The sequence below is a fragment of the Achromobacter sp. GD03932 genome (assembly GCF_029839485.1).
Classification (GTDB): Bacteria; Pseudomonadota; Gammaproteobacteria; order Burkholderiales; family Burkholderiaceae_B; genus Achromobacter; species Achromobacter bronchisepticus_A.
Genome location: NZ_JAOCAT010000009.1, coordinates 152,864 through 172,400 on the forward strand (window position 1 = coordinate 152,864; position 19,537 = coordinate 172,400).

The window sequence follows — 19,537 nt, forward strand, 5'->3', positions numbered from 1 at the left end:
GGTTCAGGGAAGACGGTGCACGCGGGCCTCGGTGCGCACCAGCGGCTCGGCGCCGTGCTCCCCGATCAGCACCGGATACTCCAGCCGCATGCCGCCCACGCCCGGGCGGTACAGGTGCGTGCCCAACGCCACCACCATGCCGGGCGTCACGACGTCGCGGCTGCGCAGGTTGATGAAGGGCCGGGTGCGCGCGCAGGTGCCCAGTCCATGGCCGAACAGAGGCAGGCCGAACTCGCTCAGGCCGTGCTTATCGAACACGGCGATGCCGCGGCTGGCGCACTCCGCTATCAGCCGGCCCGGCGTCAACGACGCCAGCATGGTCTGCACGGTCTCTTCCCAGCAATCGATCAGCTTGCTCTGGGCCGGGTCGGGCTTGCCCAGGAACACGGGCAAAGCCGTATCCGCCATGTAGAGGTCCAGCAAGGGGTGCAGGTCCAGGATCACGAATTCGTTCGGCTGGATAGCGCGGTCGGTGGCCTGCTGGGTGACGCCGCGCAGGAATCCCGTGCGTTCGCCCGCCCCGACTTCGGTGCCGCCCGTCACGGCCCAGGACCAGGTGCTGCCCCGCTGCCGGATCGCACGCTCGATTTCGCCGGCGATCTCGTTCTCGGTCGCTCCGACCCGCACTGCGTTCATGCCCTGCTCGAAACCGTAATCCGAGACCTCTGCCGCATGGCGCAGGCGCTCGATCTCGGCGGCGTCCTTGATCAGCATGACGTCGTCGATCACGTCCACGCCGTTCGCGAAACGGATGTCGGGCAGATGGCTGGTGAGATCGAAGTACTCGGCCGCGGTCAGCATGCCCGGCGCCACCTGCGCCGCCCCGGGGTGCGACAGGTCCAACGCCACCTTGCCCCGCGTCAGCCCGTGGTGCTCCAGGCGCTGGCGTATCAGTTGCGGAAAATCGGAAAACTCGAACTCGTACATCTCCATCTCATGGCCTTCCACCCGCACCCGCGAGGCGTCCATGGCCCAGTAGATGAATTCGCAATGCCCGTCCGCCGTGACCAGCACGGCGCCGCGCCACGGCATGAATGCGCCGCTCAGGTAGTGCAGCGCGCCCTGGCGGGTACCCAGGTAGGCGTCAAAGCCGAGTTCGCGCGCGTGTTGGGCGACGCGCTTGCGGCGGGCCTGAAAATCGATGGACTGCATGTGTCTCTCCTCCTTGGGAATTCAGGAAACGGATGCGCCGGAGGCCTTGACGACCGGCGCCCATTTCTCGGTTTCATCCGCTGTGAAGCGGGCAAAGTCGTCGGGCTTGCTGGCCACCGGATCTGCGGCCTGGGAAACAAGTTGCTCGCGCACCCGGGGATCGGCCAGCGCCCGGGCGATTTCCTGCTGCAGGCGTTCGACAATGGGACGCGGCGTGCCGGCGGGCGCGAATACGCCGATCCAGGACGTCATGGCATAGCCCGGCAGGGTTTCGGCCACGGTCGGAATATCCGGCGCGGCCGGAGAGCGTTCCGGGCCGGTCACGGCGATCGCGCGCAGCTTGCCGGACTTGATCAGGGGCTGGGCGATGACCAGGCTGTCGAAGGCCAGGTCAGCCTGTCCGCCGATCACGTCCGTGAGCGCGGGCAGGCTGCCCTTGTAGGGGATGTGCTGCATCTGCACGCCGGCCATCTCGTTGAACAGCTCGCCCGACATGTGCATGGACGTGCCGCTGCCGCCCGAGGCGCGGTTGAGCTTGCCGGGATTGGCCTTGGCATAGGCGATGAGGTCCGCCACCGAGTGGATCGGCAGCTTGGGGTTGACCACCACCACCAGCGGATACGACACGACCTGCGTTACCGCCGTGAAGTCCTTCAGCGGCTGGAACGGCATGGACTTGTAGAGGGTCTGGTTGATGGCGTTGGTGCCTATCGTGCCCATCAGGATCGTGTAGCCGTCCGGGGCCGACTTGGCCACGGCGTCCGCCCCGATGTTGCCGCCCGCCCCGGGCTTGGCCTCGACGATGACCGATACGCCCATGCTCTGCGTCATGCGTTCGGCCAGCAGCCGGGTGACGATTTCAGTGGGCCCGCCAGCCGCGGCGGGTACGACGAAGCGGATAGGTTTGCTGGGATAGGCCTCGGCCGCGCTGGCGGCGGAACTGGCCGCCACACCCGCCGCCAGGGCGCATGCGCCCAAGGCGCGCAATAGTCTCCTGCACATGGCATGTCTCCGTTATTGCGGGACGTACCGGGCGGGTGCCCTGGCCGACCCATCTAATTAACGAACAATTGTTCGCTAATTGGCATTTTATGGAGATTGGCGCGGATGTCAAACTACAATCGAGCCTCCAAAGACAAGACTGCCGACACATGGACACGACATTGCCGGAACCGAAAGAAAGGAAAGAGGAATTTCTCGACAGCCTGGCCAACGGCCTGCAACTGCTGCAGATCTACGCCACCGGCGTGGCCAGCGTGACCGTGCAGGAAGCCGCGGAACAACTGGACGTGACCCGCGCGGCGTCGCGGCGCATTTTGCTGACGCTGGAAAAACTGGGCTATGTGCGGCAGGACGGCAGGAATTTCTCGCCAACGCCCAAGGTCATGGACCTGGGCTATGCGTATTTCGCTTCGCTGAGCCTGCCCAAGCTGACCCGCGCGACCATGCGCGAAGTCGCGCAGACCGTGGGGGAAACCTGCTCGCTGGGCGTGCTGGACCGGCAACATGTCGTGTTCCTGGCGCGCGAGGAAGGCCCCAAGCTGCTCAAGCTGGACCTGTCGGTGGGCAGCCGCCTGCCCGCCTACGCCCATTCCCTGGGCCGCACGCTGCTATCGACCCTGGATGACGAGGCGCTCGACGCCTATCTGGAAAGCGCGGACCTGAAGCGCCTGACGCCCTACACGACTGTGTCGCGCAGCGCCCTGCGCAAGCTGATCCGGCAGGTGCGCCAGGACGGCTACTGCATTTCGGTCAGCGAATTGGTGGATGGTTTCGCGGGCGTGGCCGTGCCGCTGTACAACCATGAAGGCCGCGCGGTGGCAGGCCTGAGCGTCAGCATGGTGCTGGGCTCCCGCCAGCCCGACGAATTGAAGCAACAGCATCTGCCGGCCTTGCAGCGCGCGGCCGCCGCCATCCGCGACATGATGCCGCGCAGCACCATCTGATTCGGTGCCTGGCCGGGCGGCCTCAGCCGCCCTGCTCGCCCAGCAAGGCCTTCAGGCCGTCCTCGTCCAGCACCGCCACGCCCAGTTCCTGGGCCTTGGCGAGCTTGCTGCCGGAATCCTCGCCGGCCACCAGATAGGCCGTTTTCTTGGACACCGAGCCGCTGACCTTGCCGCCCGCCGCCTGGATGCGCATCGAGGCTTCTTCGCGCGTCCAATTGGGCAGCGTGCCGGTCAACACGAAGGTCTTGCCGGCCAGCGTCGTGGCTTGCGGCGCCGCCTCGGCCACGGGATTCACGCCCTGCGACTTCAGTTGTTCGATCACGTCGCGGTTGTGCTGCTCGGCGAAGAAACGGCGGATCGAAGCCGCCACCACCGGGCCCACGTCGGGTACGGAGGACAAGGCGTCTTCATCGGCGTCCATGATGGCGTCGATGCTGCCGAAATGGCGCGCCACGTCGCGCGCCGTGGTCTCGCCCACGTGGCGGATGCCCAGCGCGTACAGCAGGCGGTTCAAGCCGGGCGCGCGCGCCTTGTCGATGGCGGCCACCAGGTTGTCGGCGGATTTCTGGCCCATGCGGTCCAGGCCCACCAATTCCAGCGGACGCAGGCTGTACAGGTCGGCCAGGGTCTTGACCCGGCCACTGTCGACCAACTGATCCACCAGTTTTTCGCCCAGGCCTTCGATGTCCAGCGCCTTGCGGCTGGCGGCGTGCCACAGCGTCTGCTTGCGCTGCGCGCCGCAGAACAAACCGCCGGTGCAACGCGCGATGGTCTCGTCTTCCAGGCGTTCGATGGCGGAGCCGCAAACCGGACAGGCCGTGGGCATGACGAATTCGCGGGCGTCGTCCGGGCGCTTTTCCAGCACCGGGCCCAGTACTTCCGGAATCACGTCGCCCGCGCGGCGCACGATGACCGTGTCGCCGATGCGTACGTCCTTGCGGCGGATCTCGTCTTCGTTATGCAGCGTGGCGTTGGTGACGGTCACGCCGCCGACGAACACCGGCTTCAGGCGCGCCACCGGCGTGATGGCGCCGGTGCGGCCCACCTGCACCTCGATGTCGAGCAAGGTGGTGGTGGCTTCCTCGGCGGCGAACTTGTGCGCCAGCGCGAAGCGCGGCGCGCGCGCGACGAAACCCAGCACCTTCTGCGCGGGCAGCGAATCCACCTTGTAGACCACGCCGTCGATGTCGTAGGGCAAGTCGGGCCGCAGCGCGCCGACCTTGGCGTAGAAAGCCATCAGGCCCTCGGCGCCGCTGGCGCGGTGGTTGTGCTTGACGTTGACCGGCAGGCCCAGCGAGGCCAGCCAGTCCAGCATGGCGCCGTGGGATTTCTCGGGCAATTGCGAGGCCTCGGCCACGCCAGCCGACGCTTCGGCGAACAAGCCGCCCTGCGAACCCGCCAGGCCCTGGACTTCGCCCCAGCCATAGGCGAAGAAGCGCAGCGGCCGCTTGGCGGTGATGCGCGGATCCAGCTGGCGCAGGCTGCCCGCGGCGGCATTGCGCGGATTGACGAAGACTTTCTCGTCGCGCTTGGCCTGGGCCTGGTTCAGCTTTTCAAAGTCGGCGCGATTCATCAGGACTTCGCCGCGGACTTCCAGCACCTTGGGGTACGCCCCCTTGAGCTGCAGCGGAATCGCCTTGATGGTGCGGATATTGGAGGTGACGTCTTCACCCGTCTGGCCGTCGCCGCGGGTGGCGGCCTGCACCAGGCGGCCGTCTTCGTAGCGCAGGCTGATTGCCAGCCCGTCCAGCTTGAGCTCGCAGAAGTAATCGGCTTGCTGCGCCGGCCCCAGCAGGCCCGCGCCGCGCAGCGTGTCGGTGACGCGGCGGTCGAAGGCCGTCACGTCTTCTTCGTCGAAGGCGTTGCCCAGCGACAGCATCGGCACCACGTGACGCACGCTGCCAAATGCCGAAACAGGCGCCGCACCCACGCGCTGCGTCGGCGACTCCGGCGTCACCAGCTCCGGATGCTCGGCCTCCAGGGCCTGCAGTTCGCGCATCAGCCGGTCGTACTCGGCATCCGATATCGACGGATCGTCGTAGACGTAGTAGCGGACGTTGTGCTGTTCGATTTCGGCGCGCAAGCGCGCCGCGGCCTGCGCCGCGTTTTCACCGCCAGACGCGCCGCTCATTTACGCAAACACCCTTAGGGCGCGCTCGCTGCCAGCGGGCAGGCCCGCTTGTTCGAGCTGGCCGAACAGCACCTGGAGACGCTCGTCGATGACCGTTTCCGAACCATCGGCCAGCGGCTTGCCCTGGTCGTCCACCAGGTCCGCGCGCAGACGGGCAGCCAGATCGCGGCCCACATCGACCATGCGGCCGAAAGCGCGCTCGTCCGCCGGGCTGCAGGGCACGTCCAGCAGCAGGTACAGGCGTTCGATGCCGCCCATGCCGGCATCGAATGCCGCACCGTCGCCGCGCGCCAGCGTGAAGCGGGCTATGCCGTTGTCCGCCGGCCAGGCCAGGCGGCTGCCGTCGGCGACAAAGCCCAGGTCGCGCGCCACGGACAGGACTTCGGCGGCGGGCTGGGCCGTACCCAGCAGCAGGGTCAGGCCAACCTGGGTGTCCAGGGCGGCGCAGGTGTCGTCCAATCGGGCGCCCTGCTCCAGCACGGCCTGCTGGTCCGGGCCTTCGATGGTGGCGTCGAAACGCTCGGCCATGTCCTGGGCGCGGGCCCAGGCCTGCGACCATTCGATGGCGGTCAGCGGACCGCTGCGGTTGGCCAGCAGCACGGCCAGCTGCATGGACGCATAGGATTCGCCGGCGTGAACGCGCGCGCGGTGGCGGCGCTGATCGGTTTCGGCGAACACGCGCATGGGCTTGCGGCCCACGTGGCGCAGGCTCTGCATGTAGGGCAGCAGGTCGGCGCCGCGCACGGTGTCGGCGAAGTTGATCTCGATGACCACCTCGCAGGCGGGATCGGGTTCTTCGGTATCGTCGGCATCGCTGCCGGCATCGACCGGCTCCGGCTGACCGGACTGGGCACGGGCGCTCTCGCCGCCCATGCCGGGCTCGCGGCGCGACGCCGCTGCGCCCGCGGCCGGCGCAGCGCCTGCAGATGCCGCCCCCGCCCCCAACAGCGGATCCTGTTCGGTGGAGGGGAAATGGGTCTGCATCTTGCGCCGGACGCGCCGGTCCTGCCACCAGTTGAATCCCAGCACCAGCAGTATCAGCAATACGCCCAGGGCTATCAGCCCGATCTGCAAATCACTCATGTATAAATCCCGCGCCGAAACCCCGACGCCCTTCTGAATATTGGGTTTATGCCGCTTCGGAGGCCATCATCTGGACGGCCGAGTCTATGTCTACCGCAACGATACGCGAAACCCCTTGCTCTTGCATGGTTACACCGATCAGTTGCTTGGCCATCTGCATCGCGATCTTGTTGTGCGAGATGAACAGGAACTGGGTCTGCTCGCTCATGTTGGCGACCAGGTTCGCATAGCGCTCCGTGTTGGCGTCGTCCAGCGGCGCGTCCACCTCGTCCAGCAGGCAGAACGGCGCAGGGTTGAGCTTGAACAGCGCGAACACCAGGGCGGTCGCGGTCAGGGCCTTTTCGCCGCCGGACAGCAGGTGAATGGTGCTGTTGCGCTTGCCCGGAGGCTGGGCCATGACCTGCACGCCAGCGTCGAGAATTTCCTCGCCCGTCATGGTCAGCTTGGCCTCGCCGCCGCCGAACAGCTTGGGGAACAGCTCACCGAAGTGGCCGTTGACGACGTTGAAGGTCTCTTGCAGCAGCTCGCGGGTTTCGCGGTCGATCTTGCGGATGGCGTCCTCGAGGGTCTCGATGGCGGTCATCAGGTCCTGGTGCTGCGAATCGAGGAAGCCCTTGCGCTCGCGCGAGGTGTTCAATTCATCCAGCGCCGCCAGGTTGACCGAGCCCAGGGCTTCGATCTGGCGCGAAATGCGGCTGACTTCGGACTGCAGCCAGCTGGCGCGGCGCCATTCATCGGGCTGGTTGGCCAGATCCTGGGCCAGCGCCTCGCGGTCGACCTCGCGCGCGTTCAATTGTTCGGTGAACTGCTCTTCGGCCAGGCGGGCGGCCTGTTCCTGCAGCTGCAGTTCCATGATGCGGGCGCGCCGCGGCTCCAGCGTCTGTTCCTGCTGCAGGCGGTCTTCGTCGGCGCCGCGCAGCAGGGCCGCCAGATTTTCCAGTTCCTGGCGCGCGCGCGACAGCGCTTCCTCGCGCTCGGCGCGCGCTTCCAGGGCGTCCTGCAGGCCGGCCTGGGACGCCGAGGCGTCCAGCTCGGCCAGGTCCACCATCAGCTGCTCCAGTTCGACGCTGCCGCGCTGGCTTTGGTCGGCCGCCAATTGCTGGTTGCGCTGTAGATCGGTAATGCGGACCTGGATGCCGCGTTCGGCAAATTCGGCTTCCTGGGCGGCGCGTTCCAGTTCGCGCAGGCCGGCGCGGGCCGCTTCAGCCTGGGCCGCCAGGGTTTCGCCGTCGATCTCGGCGTCGGCGAAACGGGATTGGTGTTCGGCCAGCTCCTCGTCCAGCGCCTCGAAGCGGGCCTCGGCCTCTTCGCGGGTGGCGCGCAGGTCTTCTTCCTGGACCTTGATCTCTTCCAGGTCCTGGCGCAGGCGCGAGGCGCGTTCGCCGGACTGCTCGGCCTGCTGCTGCAGGCGCGAGTGTTCCAGCTGGATGTCGTGCACCCGGCGGGTGACCTCGGCCACGCGCTGGCGCGCCGGGGCGATGGCCTGGGACACTTGTTGCCAGGCGGCCTCGGCGCGGGCGACCGCGGCGCGCGCCTGGTCGGCGATCAGTTGCTGGGCCTTGATCTCGCGTTGCAGGTTCTCGATTTCCTGCTGGCGCGCCAACAGGCCGGCCTGCTCGGAATCGGGCGCATAGAAACGCACGCTGTGGGCGTCGACCAGATGGCCGGCCTTGACCACGCAGGCCCCGCCCGCGGGCAGGCTGGCGCGCATGGCCAGCGCCTGGGTCACGTCGGTGGCCGTGTAGATGCCGCCCAGCCACTCATTCAGCAGCGTACGCAGGTCGGGATCGGTGATGCGCAGCAGGCTGGCGAGCGAGGTCAGGCCGGCCGGCGCGGCGGGCGTCGGCGCGGCGGCCGGCAGCTGGTAGAAGGCCAGCCTGGCCGGCGGCGCATCCTCGGCGAAGGCGCGGGCCCAATCCAGGTTGCGCACTTCCATCGAGGCCATGCGCTCGCGCAGTGCGGCTTCCAGGGCGGTTTCCCAGCCCGGTTCGATGTGCAGCTTCTGCCACAAACGCGACAGACCGGCCAGTTCATGCTTGGCCAGCCAGGGTTCCAGCGCCCCCTGCTTCTGCACGTCTTCCTGCAGCTTCACCAGGGCCGACAGGCGGGCTTCCAGGCGCGCCAGGTTCTGCACGTCGGTCTGGGCGGCGGCCTGGGCGCGGCTGCGCTCGGCATCCGCTTCCGGCACGCGGCCTTCCAGGGTAGCCAGCTCTTCCTGGGCTTCCTCGAGCTGGTCCTCGCCGGCGGCGCGGTCGCCAGCCAGTTGCTCCAGGCGCACTGGATCGGGACTGTGCAGTTCGCGCAGTTCCTGTTGCAAGCGTTCGCGGCGCTGCTCCAGCGCCTGCATCTGGCGGTCCGCGTCGCGCTGCGACTGGGCCACCAGGGCGAGATTCTGTTCGACGCGGGCCAGCGCGGCGCGCATCTCGTCGCGCCCGGAGGCGGCTTCGCGCACGCGCTGCTCCACGGCCGGCAGCGCGGCCTGGGCGTCCTCGGCCTTGGCGCGCGCCTCTTCCGTGCGGGCGGCGCCGGCGGCCAGGTCTTCCTCGGCCTGGGCGATCTGTTCGGTGCAATGCTCGCGCTGGGCGGTCCACTCGCCGATCTGCTGCTGCAGCTGATCGCGGCGCGCTTGCAGGCGGTTGCGGGAATCCACCACGTGACGGATTTCGGCTTCCAGGCGGCTGACTTGCGCGTTGGCCTCGTACAGCCCGCCCTGGGCGGTATGCACTGCATCGCTGGCGGCGTAGTGGGCCTGGCGGCGGGACTCCAGCGCGGCTTCGCCCGCCCGCAAGCCGGCGATGGCGGCTTCCAGTTCATTCTGGGCCTGCGCCATCTCCTGGGCTTTCTTGGCGCGCTCTTCGCGCGCCCCGGTTTCCTTCAGGAACCACAACGCATGCTGCTTCTTTTCGCCGTCGGCCTGGAGTTCGCGGTAGCGCGTGGCCACTTCGGCCTGCGCTTCCAGCTTCTCCAGCTGATTATTGAGTTCGCGCAGGATGTCTTCGACGCGGGTCAGGTTCTCGCGCGTGTCGGACAGGCGGTTCTCGGTCTCGCGGCGCCGTTCCTTGTAGCGCGACACCCCTGCCGCCTCTTCCAGGAACACCCGCAGTTCTTCGGGACGCGCCTCGATCAGGCGGTTGATCATGCCCTGGCCGATGATGGCGTAGCCGCGGGCGCCCAGGCCGGTGCCCAGGAAGATGTCGTGGATGTCGCGGCGGCGGACCTGCTGGTTGTTGACGAAGTAGCTGCTGGTGCCGTCGCGGGTCAGCACCCGGCGCACGGCGATTTCCGCGTAGGTGCTCCACTGGCCGGCGGCGCGCCCTTCGCTGTTGTCGAACACCATTTCCACCGAGGCCCGCGCAGCAGGCTTACGGTTGCCGGAGCCGTTGAAAATGACGTCCTGCATGGACTCGCCGCGCAGTTCCGAGGCCTTGGCCTCACCCAGCACCCAGCGCACGGCATCAATGATGTTCGATTTTCCGCAGCCATTGGGACCCACCACGCCCACCAGTTGGCTGGGCACGGGAATCACGGTGGGATCGACGAAGGACTTGAAGCCGGCGAGTTTTAGCTGAGTAAGACGCACAATACGATGACGACGGGGTGGGTTGAACGAAAGGCGTTAACGGACCTGCCGCACAGATTGCAAACCGGCCCCTGGGGGGCCGGCTTACACATGGGTCGTATGATACCGCAGGCAGTCTGTCCCCGAACGTCAGCAAGGGTCAAGGCGTGTTGTCCCTAAGGCTTGCCGGCGGTCAACCCGCGGGCAAACGCTCAATGGCCGCCGCCTGGGGTCCGGCTATACTCCCTGACACTTTTTTGCACGACACATAAATTTTCACGCGGACTGGCCGGGGCCAGGCCTGAGAACGGGGACATTCTTGAAACGTGGTTTCTATCTGGTCATGGCCGCGCAGGCCTTCTCGTCATTGGCGGACAACGCGCTGTTCATCGCAGCCATCGCCTTGATACAGGAACTGCATGGGCCGGACTGGATGGCGCCCATGATGAAGTGGTCGTTCGCGCTGGCTTATGTGGTGCTGGCCGCCTTTGTCGGGGCGCTGGCGGACTCCTTCCCCAAGGGCCGCGTGATGTTCTCCACCAATGCCCTGAAAGTGACCGGCTGCATGCTGATGTTCTCGTATGCCAGCATCGGCGTCGCCTCCGAGTACCAGACCTACCTGGTCTGCGCGGCCTACGGCATCGTCGGCATCGGCGCCGCGGCCTACTCCCCCGCCAAGTACGGCATCGTCACGGAAATGCTGCCCCCGGCCATGCTGGTCAAGGGCAATAGCTGGATCGAGGGCCTGACCGTCTTCTCCATCATCCTGGGCACGGTGCTGGGCGGCCTGCTGATCTCGTCCTCTGTTTCCACCGCCCTGCTCAGCCACTCCTTCATCGGCAAGCTGGTCCACACCCCGGCCGAGGCCGCGATCCTGGTCATCGCCTTCGTGTACCTGCTGGCGGCGCTGTGCAACCTGCTGATTCCGCACACCCACGTGCGCTACCCGCCGCAGCAGAAGAACCCGGTGCGGCTCATCCGCACCTTCTGGGGCTACGTCCGTGTGCTGTGGAAAGACAAGCTGGGCCAGATCTCGCTGGCCGTCACCACCCTGTTCTGGGGCGCGGGCGCCACGCTGCAGTTGATCGTCATCGAATGGGGCCGCAGCCACCTCGGATACCAACTGGACAAGGCCTCAATGCTGATGGGCGTGGCCGCGCTGGGCACCGTCGTCGGCTCCATCCTGGCGGGCCGCATTCCGCTGCGCCGCGCGCTGGCCGTGTTGCCGGTCGGCGCCGCCATGGGCCTGGTCGTGCTGCTGATGCCGCTGGTCTACTCGCCCTGGAGCGTCTACCTGCTGCTGCTGATCACGGGCGGCCTGGCCGGCTTCTTCGTGGTGCCGATGAACGCGCTGCTGCAGCACCGCGGCCACGTGCTGCTGTCGGCCGGCCACTCCATCGCCGTGCAGAACTTCAACGAACAGCTCAACATCCTGCTGATGGTGGCCATGTACACGCTGCTGCTGTGGCTGCAGTTGCCCATCAACATCATCATCGTGATCTTCGGCACCGTGGTCGCGGTGCTGATGGTGGTCTTCATGCGCTGGAGCAAGCGCAACCTGCAGGCCAATCCCGAACTGCACGACCAGATCGGCCAGGAAGGCCACGGGCGCGCGCTGGACTCCACGCACTAGGCGCGCAATTCCGCTGCAATGAAAAAACCGGGCTTGCGCCCGGTTTTTTCATTGCCCCACGACCATGGAGCCAGGCTCAGGCCAATTGCGCCACGGCCAGGCGCAGGTCCTGCCAGGCGCGCGCCTTCTCGCTGGGGCTGCGCAGCAGGTAGGCGGGGTGGTAGCTGACGACCACCGGAATCTCCCGCCCTTCGTCGGTCTTCAACTGGTGGATACGGCCGCGCAGGCTGCCGATGGTCGCGTCCGTGCCCAGCAGCGTCTGGGCCGCGAAACGGCCCAGCACCAGGATCCGCTCCGGCTTGAGCAGCGCGATCTGGCGCATCAGGTAGGGACTGCAGGCCGCGATTTCCTCGGGCTTGGGATTGCGATTGCCAGGCGGCCGGCACTTGATGACGTTGGTGATGAACACGTCGCGCTCGCGGCTCATGGACACCGACGACAGCATGGCGTCCAGCAACTGGCCCGAGCGGCCCACGAAGGGCTGCCCTTGCCGGTCCTCTTGCTCGCCAGGCGCCTCGCCCACCACCAGCCAGCGCGTGGGCTGGCCGCCGTGACCGAAGACCGCGTTGCGGCGGCCCTTGCACAGCCCGCAGGCGGAACAGGCCACGACCTGATCGTGCATTTCTTCCAGCGTGGAATTCCGGATCGCTTCTGCCACCGGCACGGGAGGCGGAAGCGCTGCCTCGGCCTCGGCCTTGGGAGCTGGCGGCGGCGGCGGGCCTTTGCGGTTCAGGATCGACGTCGGTATTCCGGCACGACCAGGAGTCGGTTCCGCAGGCGCCGCTACGGCGGCGGGCGCTGCCTCGCGCGCCGGGACGGCAGCGACCGGCGCGACAGCCGCAACAGGCTGCGGCGCAATCGGCGCCTCAGCTACGGGAATCTGCGCCGCAGCCGGCAAAACTGGCGTCGAAACAAGGACTTGCGTCTCGGCCGTCGGCCTGCTGGGCGCAGGGGCCGGACGCAGCCACAGCCGCTCCATGCCGATCTCGCGCAACCAGATGCGCTGCAGCGGATTGACCCGGGGCGCGGCCGGCGGCGGCGCTGCGTTGGGCTGGCTCATGCCGCCGCTCCATCCGCCGCAAAGCGCTTCTGCATGACCAGGGCATCTTCCCTGCCGCCTTTCTCGGCCGGGTAATAGCCTCGGCGCACGCCGATTTGCAGATACCCGTGCCGTTTGTAGAAACTGATGGCCGACTCATTGGAGGGGCGCACCTCCAGCAGCACGCCCTCCATGCCGCGTTCGCGCGCCTGCTGCTCGCACCAGTCCAGCAGCAAGCCGCCCAGGCCCTGGCGGTGCAGCGGTTTGGCCACCGCGATCACCAGCAGGTGCGCCACGTCGGGCGCGAACATGAGCACGCAAAACCCCGCCAGCTTGCCTTCGCGCCGCAGCGCCCAGGCGCCGTAGCCTGCCGCCAGGGCGTCCGCGAAATTGCCGCGCGTCCAGGGGAAGGCCTGCACGTGCGCCTCCAGCGCCACGACCTCGTCCAGGTCGGCGTCGGTCATCGGTTGAGGCACCGAGGGAACCAGCGAAGGCCGGGCTTTCGGATTACCGCCTTCGCCGCGCATGCGCTCGGCCGTGGTGAATGCCACCTTGTCGCGCACGTAGAGCGGCGCAGCCAGCTCGGGCGCCACGGCCTCGCCCTGCAACCAGCCCTGCCGCCCCAAACGGGCGACGCTGGCCGCTTCCGGGCGCCTGGCGTCCGCGCGGCGCCAGGCGCCGGGATATTCCATTTCGGACGCGTAGGCATCCCAGGCATCGCCGGCCAATACCGGTTCCAGCGGCAGGCCCGCGCGCGCCGACCAGGCCGGCAGGTGATGTGCGGTCCATGGCACGACTTCGGCCGCCGCGATCAGCAAGGGCGCCTGCAGGACTTCCCAAGAGATTTCGCCATCTGAAATGTTCGCCTGGCGGTAGACGGCCAGATAGACCTCGTTCATGCGGGCGTCCAGCGCAACCACGATCGCGCCCGCCGGGGTGGTCTCCACCTGTGCGGCGACCGCCTGATGAGAGACAATGGGAACAACGGGGATGCCCAGGCCGAGGCCCATGCCTTGCGCCACTCCGCAGGCCACTCGCAGGCCGGTGAATCCGCCCGGACCCTGGCCAAAAGCCACCGCGTGCAAGGCGGCTGGCGCCAGTCCGGACGCCGCCAGCAACTCGTTGGCCATGGGCAGGAGCCGTTCCGCGTGCTCCTGGGAGCCTTCATGTTCCCTGACGCTGACCTCCAGGCGGCCATCGACCGCCCGCAACAGAGCCACGCCGCAACGGGACGAAGAAGTTTCCAAAGCCAGCAGGTTTAGTTCCATAGATGCAGATTGTACGAAATACCGCGACTCCGCCCCCGGTTATCAGGGGGATGCGAGGGGGATTTCAACCATGGTTCGCAATGTGTAATATCTTGTGAACGCCCACTAGCCGCTGGTTCTTGCCACTGTTACATTTCCGGCCATGAATACGCAAAACACCACCCCCACCCGAAAAATCCTCGTCGTCGACGATGATCCGCGCTTGCGCGATTTGCTGCGTCGGTACTTATCCGAACAGGGATTCAACGTTTTCGTTGCCGAAGACGCCAAAGAGATGGGCAAACTCTGGCAACGCGAGCATTTCGACCTGCTCGTGCTGGATCTGATGCTGCCTGGAGAGGATGGCCTGTCCATCTGTCGCCGGCTGCGCGGTGGTCACGACAATACCCCCATCATCATGCTGACGGCCAAGGCGGAAGAAATCGACCGCATCGTCGGCCTGGAAATGGGTGCGGACGACTACCTGTCCAAGCCGTTCAACCCCCGGGAACTGCTGGCGCGGATCAACGCGATCCTGCGCCGCCGCGGCACCGAGGAACACCCCGGCGCCCCCAGCCAGGAAAACGAGTCCATCGCCTTCGGCCCCTACACGCTGAACCTGTCCACCCGCACGCTCACGCGCAACGGCGAACAGGTGCCCATCACCACCGGCGAATTCTCGGTGCTGAAGGTGTTCGCACGCCACCCCAAGATCCCGCTGTCGCGAGACAAGCTCATGGAACTGGCGCGCGGCCGCGAATACGAAGCCTTCGATCGCAGCCTGGACGTGCAGATCTCGCGCCTGCGCAAGCTGATCGAACCGAATCCGTCCAAGCCCGTATTCATCCAGACCGTCTGGGGTCTCGGATACGTGTTTGTGCCGGACGGTGGTAGCTGACCGACTCGCCCGCCCCGGGCAGGAGCGCAGCCTCGTGCCCCGCTTGCGCAGAACCTTCAGGAACCTGACATCACGTTTGCGGCTCGGCTTGTTCGGCCGCACGTTCCTGTTGCTCGCCGCGCTGATGCTCGTCAGCCTGGGCGCGTGGCTACAAGTATTCTTCAGCATGGAGCTGGGACCGCGCGCCAATCAAATGGCGCAGCGGGTGATCACGGCCGTCAATATCACGCGCACCGCGCTGATCTACTCGCATAACGACGAGCGCAGCAAGCTGCTGCTGGACCTGGCTACCAACGAAGGCATCCAGGTCTATCCGCGCGAAGTCACCGACTTCGCCGAAGCCCTCCCCGACGACGATTACTGGCAACGCGTTGCCCAGCACATCCGCACGCGCTTCGGCCCGGAAACGCAGATTGCCTGGGGCGTCAACCAGGTGCCCGGCTTCTGGGTCAGTTTCCAGATAGAGAAAGACCTTTACTGGCTGGTGTTCGAGCGCGAGCAGATCGGCCTGACGGGCGGGATCGAATGGCTGGGCTGGGGCGCCACGGCGCTATTGCTGTCGCTGGTGGGAGCCGCGGTCAGCGTGGGCTTCGTCAACCGGCCGCTATCGCGGCTGGCCCGGGCCGCCCAGGTGCTGTCGCGGGGCGAAACTCCCGCTGCCCTGCCCGAGCAGGGACCGCTGGAGATCCGCGACCTGAACGCCTCGTTCAACCGCATGGCCAAGGACCTGAGACAGGCGGAGGCCGACCGCGAGCTGATGCTCGCGGGGATCTCGCACGACCTGCGCACGCCGCTTGCGCGCATGCGACTCGAGATCGAGTTGAGCGGCGTGTCCGAGGACGCCCGCCAGGCCATCGACGAAGACCTGGGCCAGATCGACCACAGCATCGGCCAATTGATGGAGTACGCGCGCCCCGCCGGCACCTTGCCGCAGCTGGCCACGGACATCTCCGCGGTGCTGGCCGAGCTCTACGAACGCGAACGCAGCCATACCGCATCCCTGGGCGGGGAGCTGGACGCCACGCTGGAACCGGGCCTGCGCGCCCGCATCACGGCGCTGGACCTCAAGCGCATCGTCAGCAACCTGATCGAGAACGCGCGGCGCTACGGCCGTTCCGCCGACGGCATGGCGCATCTGGTCATGACACTGCAAGCTGAAGGCTCCATGATCGTGATCGAGGTGTCCGACCGCGGTCCCGGCATCGCGCCGGAAGACGTCGACCGCCTGCTGCGGCCGTTCTCGCGCGGCGAGGCGGCACGCACTGGCGTCAGCGGCGCGGGTCTCGGCCTGGCCATCGTCGAACGCCTGCTCAAGCACGTGGGCGGCTCGCTGCGCATGCTGCCGCGCGAGGGCGGCGGCCTGACCGCAAGGATAGAGTTGCCCAAAGCGAAGTTTAGGAATTATCAATTAGACAACGAAAATCCATAGCGTAGAATTAAGGTTTGAGGCGCAGCCTTAATTCCACCAACAACTGGGAGTAAACATGAAAACTGTTGGCGACAAACTCGAACCCTTCAAGGTCACCGGCGTCAAGCCCGGCTTCAACCAGCACGAAGAAAACGGCGTGTCGGCGTTTGAAGACATCACCGAAAGCTCGTTCCCCGGCAAGTGGAAGGTCATCTACTTCTACCCGAAAGACTTCACGTTTGTTTGCCCGACCGAAATCGTCGGCTTCAACAAGCTGGCCAAGGATTTCGAAGACCGCGACGCCGTCCTGCTGGGCGGTTCGAGCGACAACGAATTCGTCAAGCTGGCCTGGCGCCGTGAGCACCCGGACCTCAACAAGCTGGGTCACTACCAGTTCGGCGACACCACCGGCGCCCTGATCGACCAGCTGGGCGTGCGTGAAAAGGGTGCTGGCGTTGCCCTGCGCGCCACCTTCATCGTTGATCCGGACAACACGATCCAGCACGTTTCGGTGAACAACCTGAACGTCGGCCGTAACCCGGAAGAAGTTCTGCGTCTGCTCGACGGCCTGCAAACCGACGAGCTGTGCCCGTGCAACCGTACGGTTGGCGGCGCCACGCTGTAATTTCCAGCCCGGCCCGGGACCCGATTGCGGGTCCTGCGCTGGGCTTTAACTGCTCTAGATTATAGGTAAAAGCTATGGAATTTCTTACGACCATTAAGGAACAACTGCCGGATTGGGCCAAGGACATCCGCCTGAATCTGGACGCCGTGATCGCCCGCTCAACCCTGGCTCCCGAAGATGCCGTCGGCGCCGCCCTGTCCGCCGCCTATGCCGCGCGCAGCCCGGTGCTGGTCGAAGCCTTCAAGAGCGGCCTGTCGGAAGGCGACGCCAACGCCGCGCTGACGGCCTCTGCCCTCATGGGCATGAACAACACCTGGTATCCCTACGTCGAAATGACCGGCGACGCCCAACTGAAGAGCCTGCCGGCCCAGTTGCGCATGAACGCCTACGCCACCCATGGCGGCGTCGAGAAGAAGCGCTTCGAACTGTTCGCCCTGGTGGCCTCCATCATCGGCAAGTGCCATTTCTGCGTGGCCTCGCACTACGAGAACCTGAAGAACGACGGCCTGTCGACCGAACAGCTGCGCGACGCCGGCCGCATTGCCGCCGTGGTCAACGCCGCCGCCCTGGCGCTGGCTGCGCAAGGCAAGTAAACGGCCCCGCGCAATAAAAAACCCGCCTGCGGCGCATGCCGCAGGCGGGTTTTCTTATGCAGGGCCGTCGATCGCTTATTTCTTCGGCATGCTCGACGTGGTCGGCAGGCCGTTGGCGACCCAGGCCTCGACGCCGCCGCGGTACCAGTACACGGTCCAGCCCAATGTGCCGGCGCGCAACGCCGCGTTGTAGGCGGAACGATCGTTCATGCCGGCGCCCAGGATCACGACGGGCGCCTTGCGATCGCCGCCGTTGTTCTTCAACAGCCAGGCGTCGAAGCCTTGCTGCAGGTGATCCGTGACGCTGCCGTCCGAACCCGCATCTGTCAGCGGATAACCGATGGGCACCGTGTCGCGCAGCCCGCTGGTGTCGACGATCAGGAGATTCTTGTCCTTCTTGATCATCCCGACCAGGTCGGCGGTCGTGATCACCTGGGCCCGGTAGATCTTGTTGGGCGTCGGCCCCTTGTACGGCGCGGTGAACAGCATGGTCGTGGCGGGCACGCCAAAGTCCTTCAGCTCGTCGATGGCGCTGGCAGGCAGGCCCTGCCCCGGCGCCGGCTGCTGACGCGGCGCGGCCGAGCCTGGGGCGCCGCCACCCTGGGCCGCGACCTCGCCGCCCACGGTGCCCATCTCGATGTCGGAAATCATCACCGCGATGTTTTCGATCAGTTCGTAGCACATGGTGATCGAGCCTTCGCGCGGGCTGTACCAGGCATTGAGCTGGCCGCAGTCCTTGAACACCACGTTGACCGGGCGCGGCAGCACGTAGCGCTCGCCCAGCAGCTTGATGTTGTTCGAGATCGCTTCGGACAGATTGTTCGCAAACAAGTTGCCGATCTTGCGCTTGGACGGCTGGAACACCACCTTCACCGGCGCGCCGGGCGCATTCGCCGGCTGCTGGCCTTCGGGCGTCCAGGTGCCCACGCGCGTGTGAGGCGCCAGGATCTTGTTCCAGGCGCGGTTCTGCTTGTTGAATTCATCCGCGCAACGCGCCCGGGTCCGGTCCTCCAGCCCGACGTGTTTGGCAATGGACTCGAACACGGCGGGGTTGCCGCCGTACATGATGCAGAGCATGTTGCGAAAACGCTTCAGGTCGCCAGTGTGCTCGTCTTGCCAGGCCGAGGAGGCGTCGGCTCCCCTGCGCTCGGCCACCTTGCCGCTGTAGTACCACTGCAAGGCCGCGTACTTTGCCGCGTCCTGCGCCATGGTGTTCACTTCCTTGTTGTCCGACGGATACATGGTCGGCTCGACGATCTGCAGCGCCGAGTAGATGTCGACCGCGTCCTCTTCCGCCCCCGTCGAGGGCAGCTCCAGCTCGCCGATCAGGGCGTGCCCGAACTCGTGCATGAAGATGCTGCGCATGATGCCGATGTACACCGACACGATGCGCATGGTGTCGCCGCCAAAGCGCGGATAGGGGCCCTCTCCCGGCAGAGCCGGGTTGTAGTCGCCGCCGCCCTGTCCAGCGGCCGGAGCCTGCGCCTGGGGCTTTTGCGCCGTGCCCCCGCCTGCGTTGCCGCCGCGCGCGGGCAAGGTCCCGGCAGCCGCCGGCGCCGCGCCGGATTGGCCGCCAGTCATCGTGATCTTGAAGTCGGCGACGCCGAAGGTGCCTACGTCGTAGGCCATGATGCCCAGTTCAGAACCCGTGGCGGGCTCGTTGCTGACATCGCCGATCTGCTGGCCGTTGACGATGAAACGGGCCGCGCCCGGCAGCTCGACCACTCTGATGCGGTCGGAACCGTCCAGCTTCGCAATGTTGGGCAGCGACGCGATGTCACGGCGGTTCTGCCCCTGCAGACAGAACAGCAGTGTGTTCTTGTCGGCCGTGAGTTCGAGCAGGCACAGGCTCTTGTTGGCGCGGTTGCTCAGCGCCACGCCGATGGACGCTTTCGGATTCGGAGACTTGACGACCACATTGACGTCGGTCACCCGGCCCGATTCCGGCGCCGGCCCGACATTCATGTACAGGGTCTGTTCGCTGTCGGCCTTGTTCGCGTTGTGCAGGGTGAACCATCCATCCTGCACGCCAGCGGTCCAGCCCTCCAGCATCTGCTGCTTGACCGCACCGGCCAGCGGGCCCAACTGCTGCTCGTACTGCGCATGCGCGGGCAGGCTTACCGCGCTGAAGATGGAAGCCAGGGCGATGCCACGTAAATGCATCCGAATGTCTCAGTAGTCGAATTGAAGTAGCGCAGAATATGCCAGATCAATTCGACCCGC

The 19,537-nt window shown here is 66.5% G+C and carries 14 protein-coding genes; 6 read left to right on the forward strand and 8 right to left on the reverse strand.

Annotated features, from left to right (window positions below):
- Positions 1-3: 3 nt before the first annotated feature.
- Both N5C88_RS11110 and N5C88_RS11115 read right to left on the reverse strand, forming a co-directional pair.
- Positions 4-1,152, reverse strand: a complete 1,149-nt coding sequence (locus N5C88_RS11110; protein WP_251877443.1) for a Xaa-Pro peptidase family protein — start codon at positions 1,150-1,152, stop codon at positions 4-6.
- A gap of 21 nt (positions 1,153-1,173) precedes the next feature.
- Positions 1,174-2,154: a tripartite tricarboxylate transporter substrate binding protein gene (locus N5C88_RS11115; protein ID WP_118931869.1), complete on the reverse strand. Its 981-nt coding sequence runs from the start codon at positions 2,152-2,154 to the stop codon at positions 1,174-1,176.
- A 149-nt stretch (positions 2,155-2,303) separates the two neighbouring features.
- Here N5C88_RS11115 and N5C88_RS11120 point away from each other — a divergent pair, with 149 nt between their 5' ends.
- Complete coding sequence (locus tag N5C88_RS11120) at positions 2,304-3,098, forward strand: IclR family transcriptional regulator C-terminal domain-containing protein (RefSeq protein WP_082400663.1); 795 nt, start codon at positions 2,304-2,306, stop codon at positions 3,096-3,098.
- A 22-nt stretch (positions 3,099-3,120) separates the two neighbouring features.
- Here the strand turns inward: N5C88_RS11120 and ligA are convergent, their stop codons facing one another.
- Genes ligA through smc form a run of 3 tightly spaced genes read right to left on the reverse strand, consistent with a single transcriptional unit; the run spans position 3,121 to position 9,892 of the window.
- Positions 3,121-5,229, reverse strand: coding sequence for an NAD-dependent DNA ligase LigA (ligA, locus tag N5C88_RS11125; RefSeq protein ID WP_059374912.1), 2,109 nt, complete (start codon positions 5,227-5,229; stop codon positions 3,121-3,123).
- Positions 5,230-6,312, reverse strand: coding sequence for a cell division protein ZipA C-terminal FtsZ-binding domain-containing protein (locus N5C88_RS11130; RefSeq protein WP_280015322.1), 1,083 nt, complete (start codon positions 6,310-6,312; stop codon positions 5,230-5,232).
- Between the two features lie 46 nt (positions 6,313-6,358).
- On the reverse strand, positions 6,359-9,892 hold the full coding sequence (smc, locus tag N5C88_RS11135; RefSeq protein WP_251877447.1) for a chromosome segregation protein SMC: 3,534 nt from the start codon (positions 9,890-9,892) through the stop codon (positions 6,359-6,361).
- A 298-nt stretch (positions 9,893-10,190) separates the two neighbouring features.
- On the opposite strand from smc, the gene lplT reads away from it, so the two are divergent.
- Positions 10,191-11,504, forward strand: coding sequence for a lysophospholipid transporter LplT (lplT, locus tag N5C88_RS11140; protein WP_280015323.1), 1,314 nt, complete (start codon positions 10,191-10,193; stop codon positions 11,502-11,504).
- Between the two features lie 76 nt (positions 11,505-11,580).
- Here the strand turns inward: lplT and N5C88_RS11145 are convergent, their stop codons facing one another.
- Both N5C88_RS11145 and tsaB read right to left on the reverse strand, forming a co-directional pair.
- Positions 11,581-12,564: a uracil-DNA glycosylase gene (locus N5C88_RS11145; RefSeq protein ID WP_118931872.1), complete on the reverse strand. Its 984-nt coding sequence runs from the start codon at positions 12,562-12,564 to the stop codon at positions 11,581-11,583.
- Entirely contained in the window at positions 12,561-13,811 is a 1,251-nt protein-coding gene (gene tsaB / locus N5C88_RS11150) for a tRNA (adenosine(37)-N6)-threonylcarbamoyltransferase complex dimerization subunit type 1 TsaB (RefSeq protein WP_280015324.1), read from the reverse strand. The genes N5C88_RS11145 and tsaB overlap by 4 nt, the downstream gene beginning before the upstream one ends.
- A gap of 142 nt (positions 13,812-13,953) precedes the next feature.
- Here tsaB and ompR point away from each other — a divergent pair, with 142 nt between their 5' ends.
- The 4 genes from ompR to N5C88_RS11170 all read left to right on the forward strand — a co-directional run bounded on the left by ompR (position 13,954) and on the right by N5C88_RS11170 (position 17,314).
- The gene (gene ompR, locus N5C88_RS11155) at positions 13,954-14,688 is read left to right on the forward strand and encodes a two-component system response regulator OmpR (RefSeq protein ID WP_013392162.1); all 735 of its coding nucleotides are present in this window, start codon (positions 13,954-13,956) and stop codon (positions 14,686-14,688) included.
- 34 nt (positions 14,689-14,722) lie between these two features.
- Entirely contained in the window at positions 14,723-16,117 is a 1,395-nt protein-coding gene (locus N5C88_RS11160) for an ATP-binding protein (RefSeq protein ID WP_059374934.1), read from the forward strand.
- A 55-nt stretch (positions 16,118-16,172) separates the two neighbouring features.
- Positions 16,173-16,721 carry a peroxiredoxin gene (locus N5C88_RS11165; RefSeq protein ID WP_006389231.1) on the forward strand — a complete coding sequence of 183 codons (549 nt, stop codon included), beginning with the start codon at positions 16,173-16,175 and terminating at the stop codon, positions 16,719-16,721.
- A gap of 74 nt (positions 16,722-16,795) precedes the next feature.
- Positions 16,796-17,314, forward strand: coding sequence for a carboxymuconolactone decarboxylase family protein (locus N5C88_RS11170; RefSeq protein WP_042796792.1), 519 nt, complete (start codon positions 16,796-16,798; stop codon positions 17,312-17,314).
- A 75-nt stretch (positions 17,315-17,389) separates the two neighbouring features.
- On the opposite strand, the gene N5C88_RS11175 is transcribed toward N5C88_RS11170, so the two are convergent.
- Positions 17,390-19,477 carry a DUF4344 domain-containing metallopeptidase gene (locus N5C88_RS11175; protein WP_251877451.1) on the reverse strand — a complete coding sequence of 696 codons (2,088 nt, stop codon included), beginning with the start codon at positions 19,475-19,477 and terminating at the stop codon, positions 17,390-17,392.
- Between the last annotated feature and the right edge of the window lie 60 nt (positions 19,478-19,537).

What these genes read in the sequence shown, in the direction of transcription:
- N5C88_RS11110 (WP_251877443.1), bottom strand. Translation starts at nt 1,152, where the DNA reads ATGCAGTCCATCGATTTTCAGGCCCGCCGCAAGCGCGTCGCCCAACAC.
- N5C88_RS11115 (WP_118931869.1), bottom strand. Translation starts at nt 2,154, where the DNA reads ATGTGCAGGAGACTATTGCGCGCCTTGGGCGCATGCGCCCTGGCGGCG.
- N5C88_RS11120 (WP_082400663.1), top strand. Translation starts at nt 2,304, where the DNA reads ATGGACACGACATTGCCGGAACCGAAAGAAAGGAAAGAGGAATTTCTC.
- ligA (WP_059374912.1), bottom strand. Translation starts at nt 5,229, where the DNA reads ATGAGCGGCGCGTCTGGCGGTGAAAACGCGGCGCAGGCCGCGGCGCGC.
- N5C88_RS11130 (WP_280015322.1), bottom strand. Translation starts at nt 6,312, where the DNA reads ATGAGTGATTTGCAGATCGGGCTGATAGCCCTGGGCGTATTGCTGATA.
- N5C88_RS11145 (WP_118931872.1), bottom strand. Translation starts at nt 12,564, where the DNA reads ATGAGCCAGCCCAACGCAGCGCCGCCGCCGGCCGCGCCCCGGGTCAAT.
- tsaB (WP_280015324.1), bottom strand. Translation starts at nt 13,811, where the DNA reads ATGGAACTAAACCTGCTGGCTTTGGAAACTTCTTCGTCCCGTTGCGGC.
- ompR (WP_013392162.1), top strand. Translation starts at nt 13,954, where the DNA reads ATGAATACGCAAAACACCACCCCCACCCGAAAAATCCTCGTCGTCGAC.
- N5C88_RS11165 (WP_006389231.1), top strand. Translation starts at nt 16,173, where the DNA reads ATGAAAACTGTTGGCGACAAACTCGAACCCTTCAAGGTCACCGGCGTC.
- N5C88_RS11170 (WP_042796792.1), top strand. Translation starts at nt 16,796, where the DNA reads ATGGAATTTCTTACGACCATTAAGGAACAACTGCCGGATTGGGCCAAG.
- N5C88_RS11175 (WP_251877451.1), bottom strand. Translation starts at nt 19,477, where the DNA reads ATGCATTTACGTGGCATCGCCCTGGCTTCCATCTTCAGCGCGGTAAGC.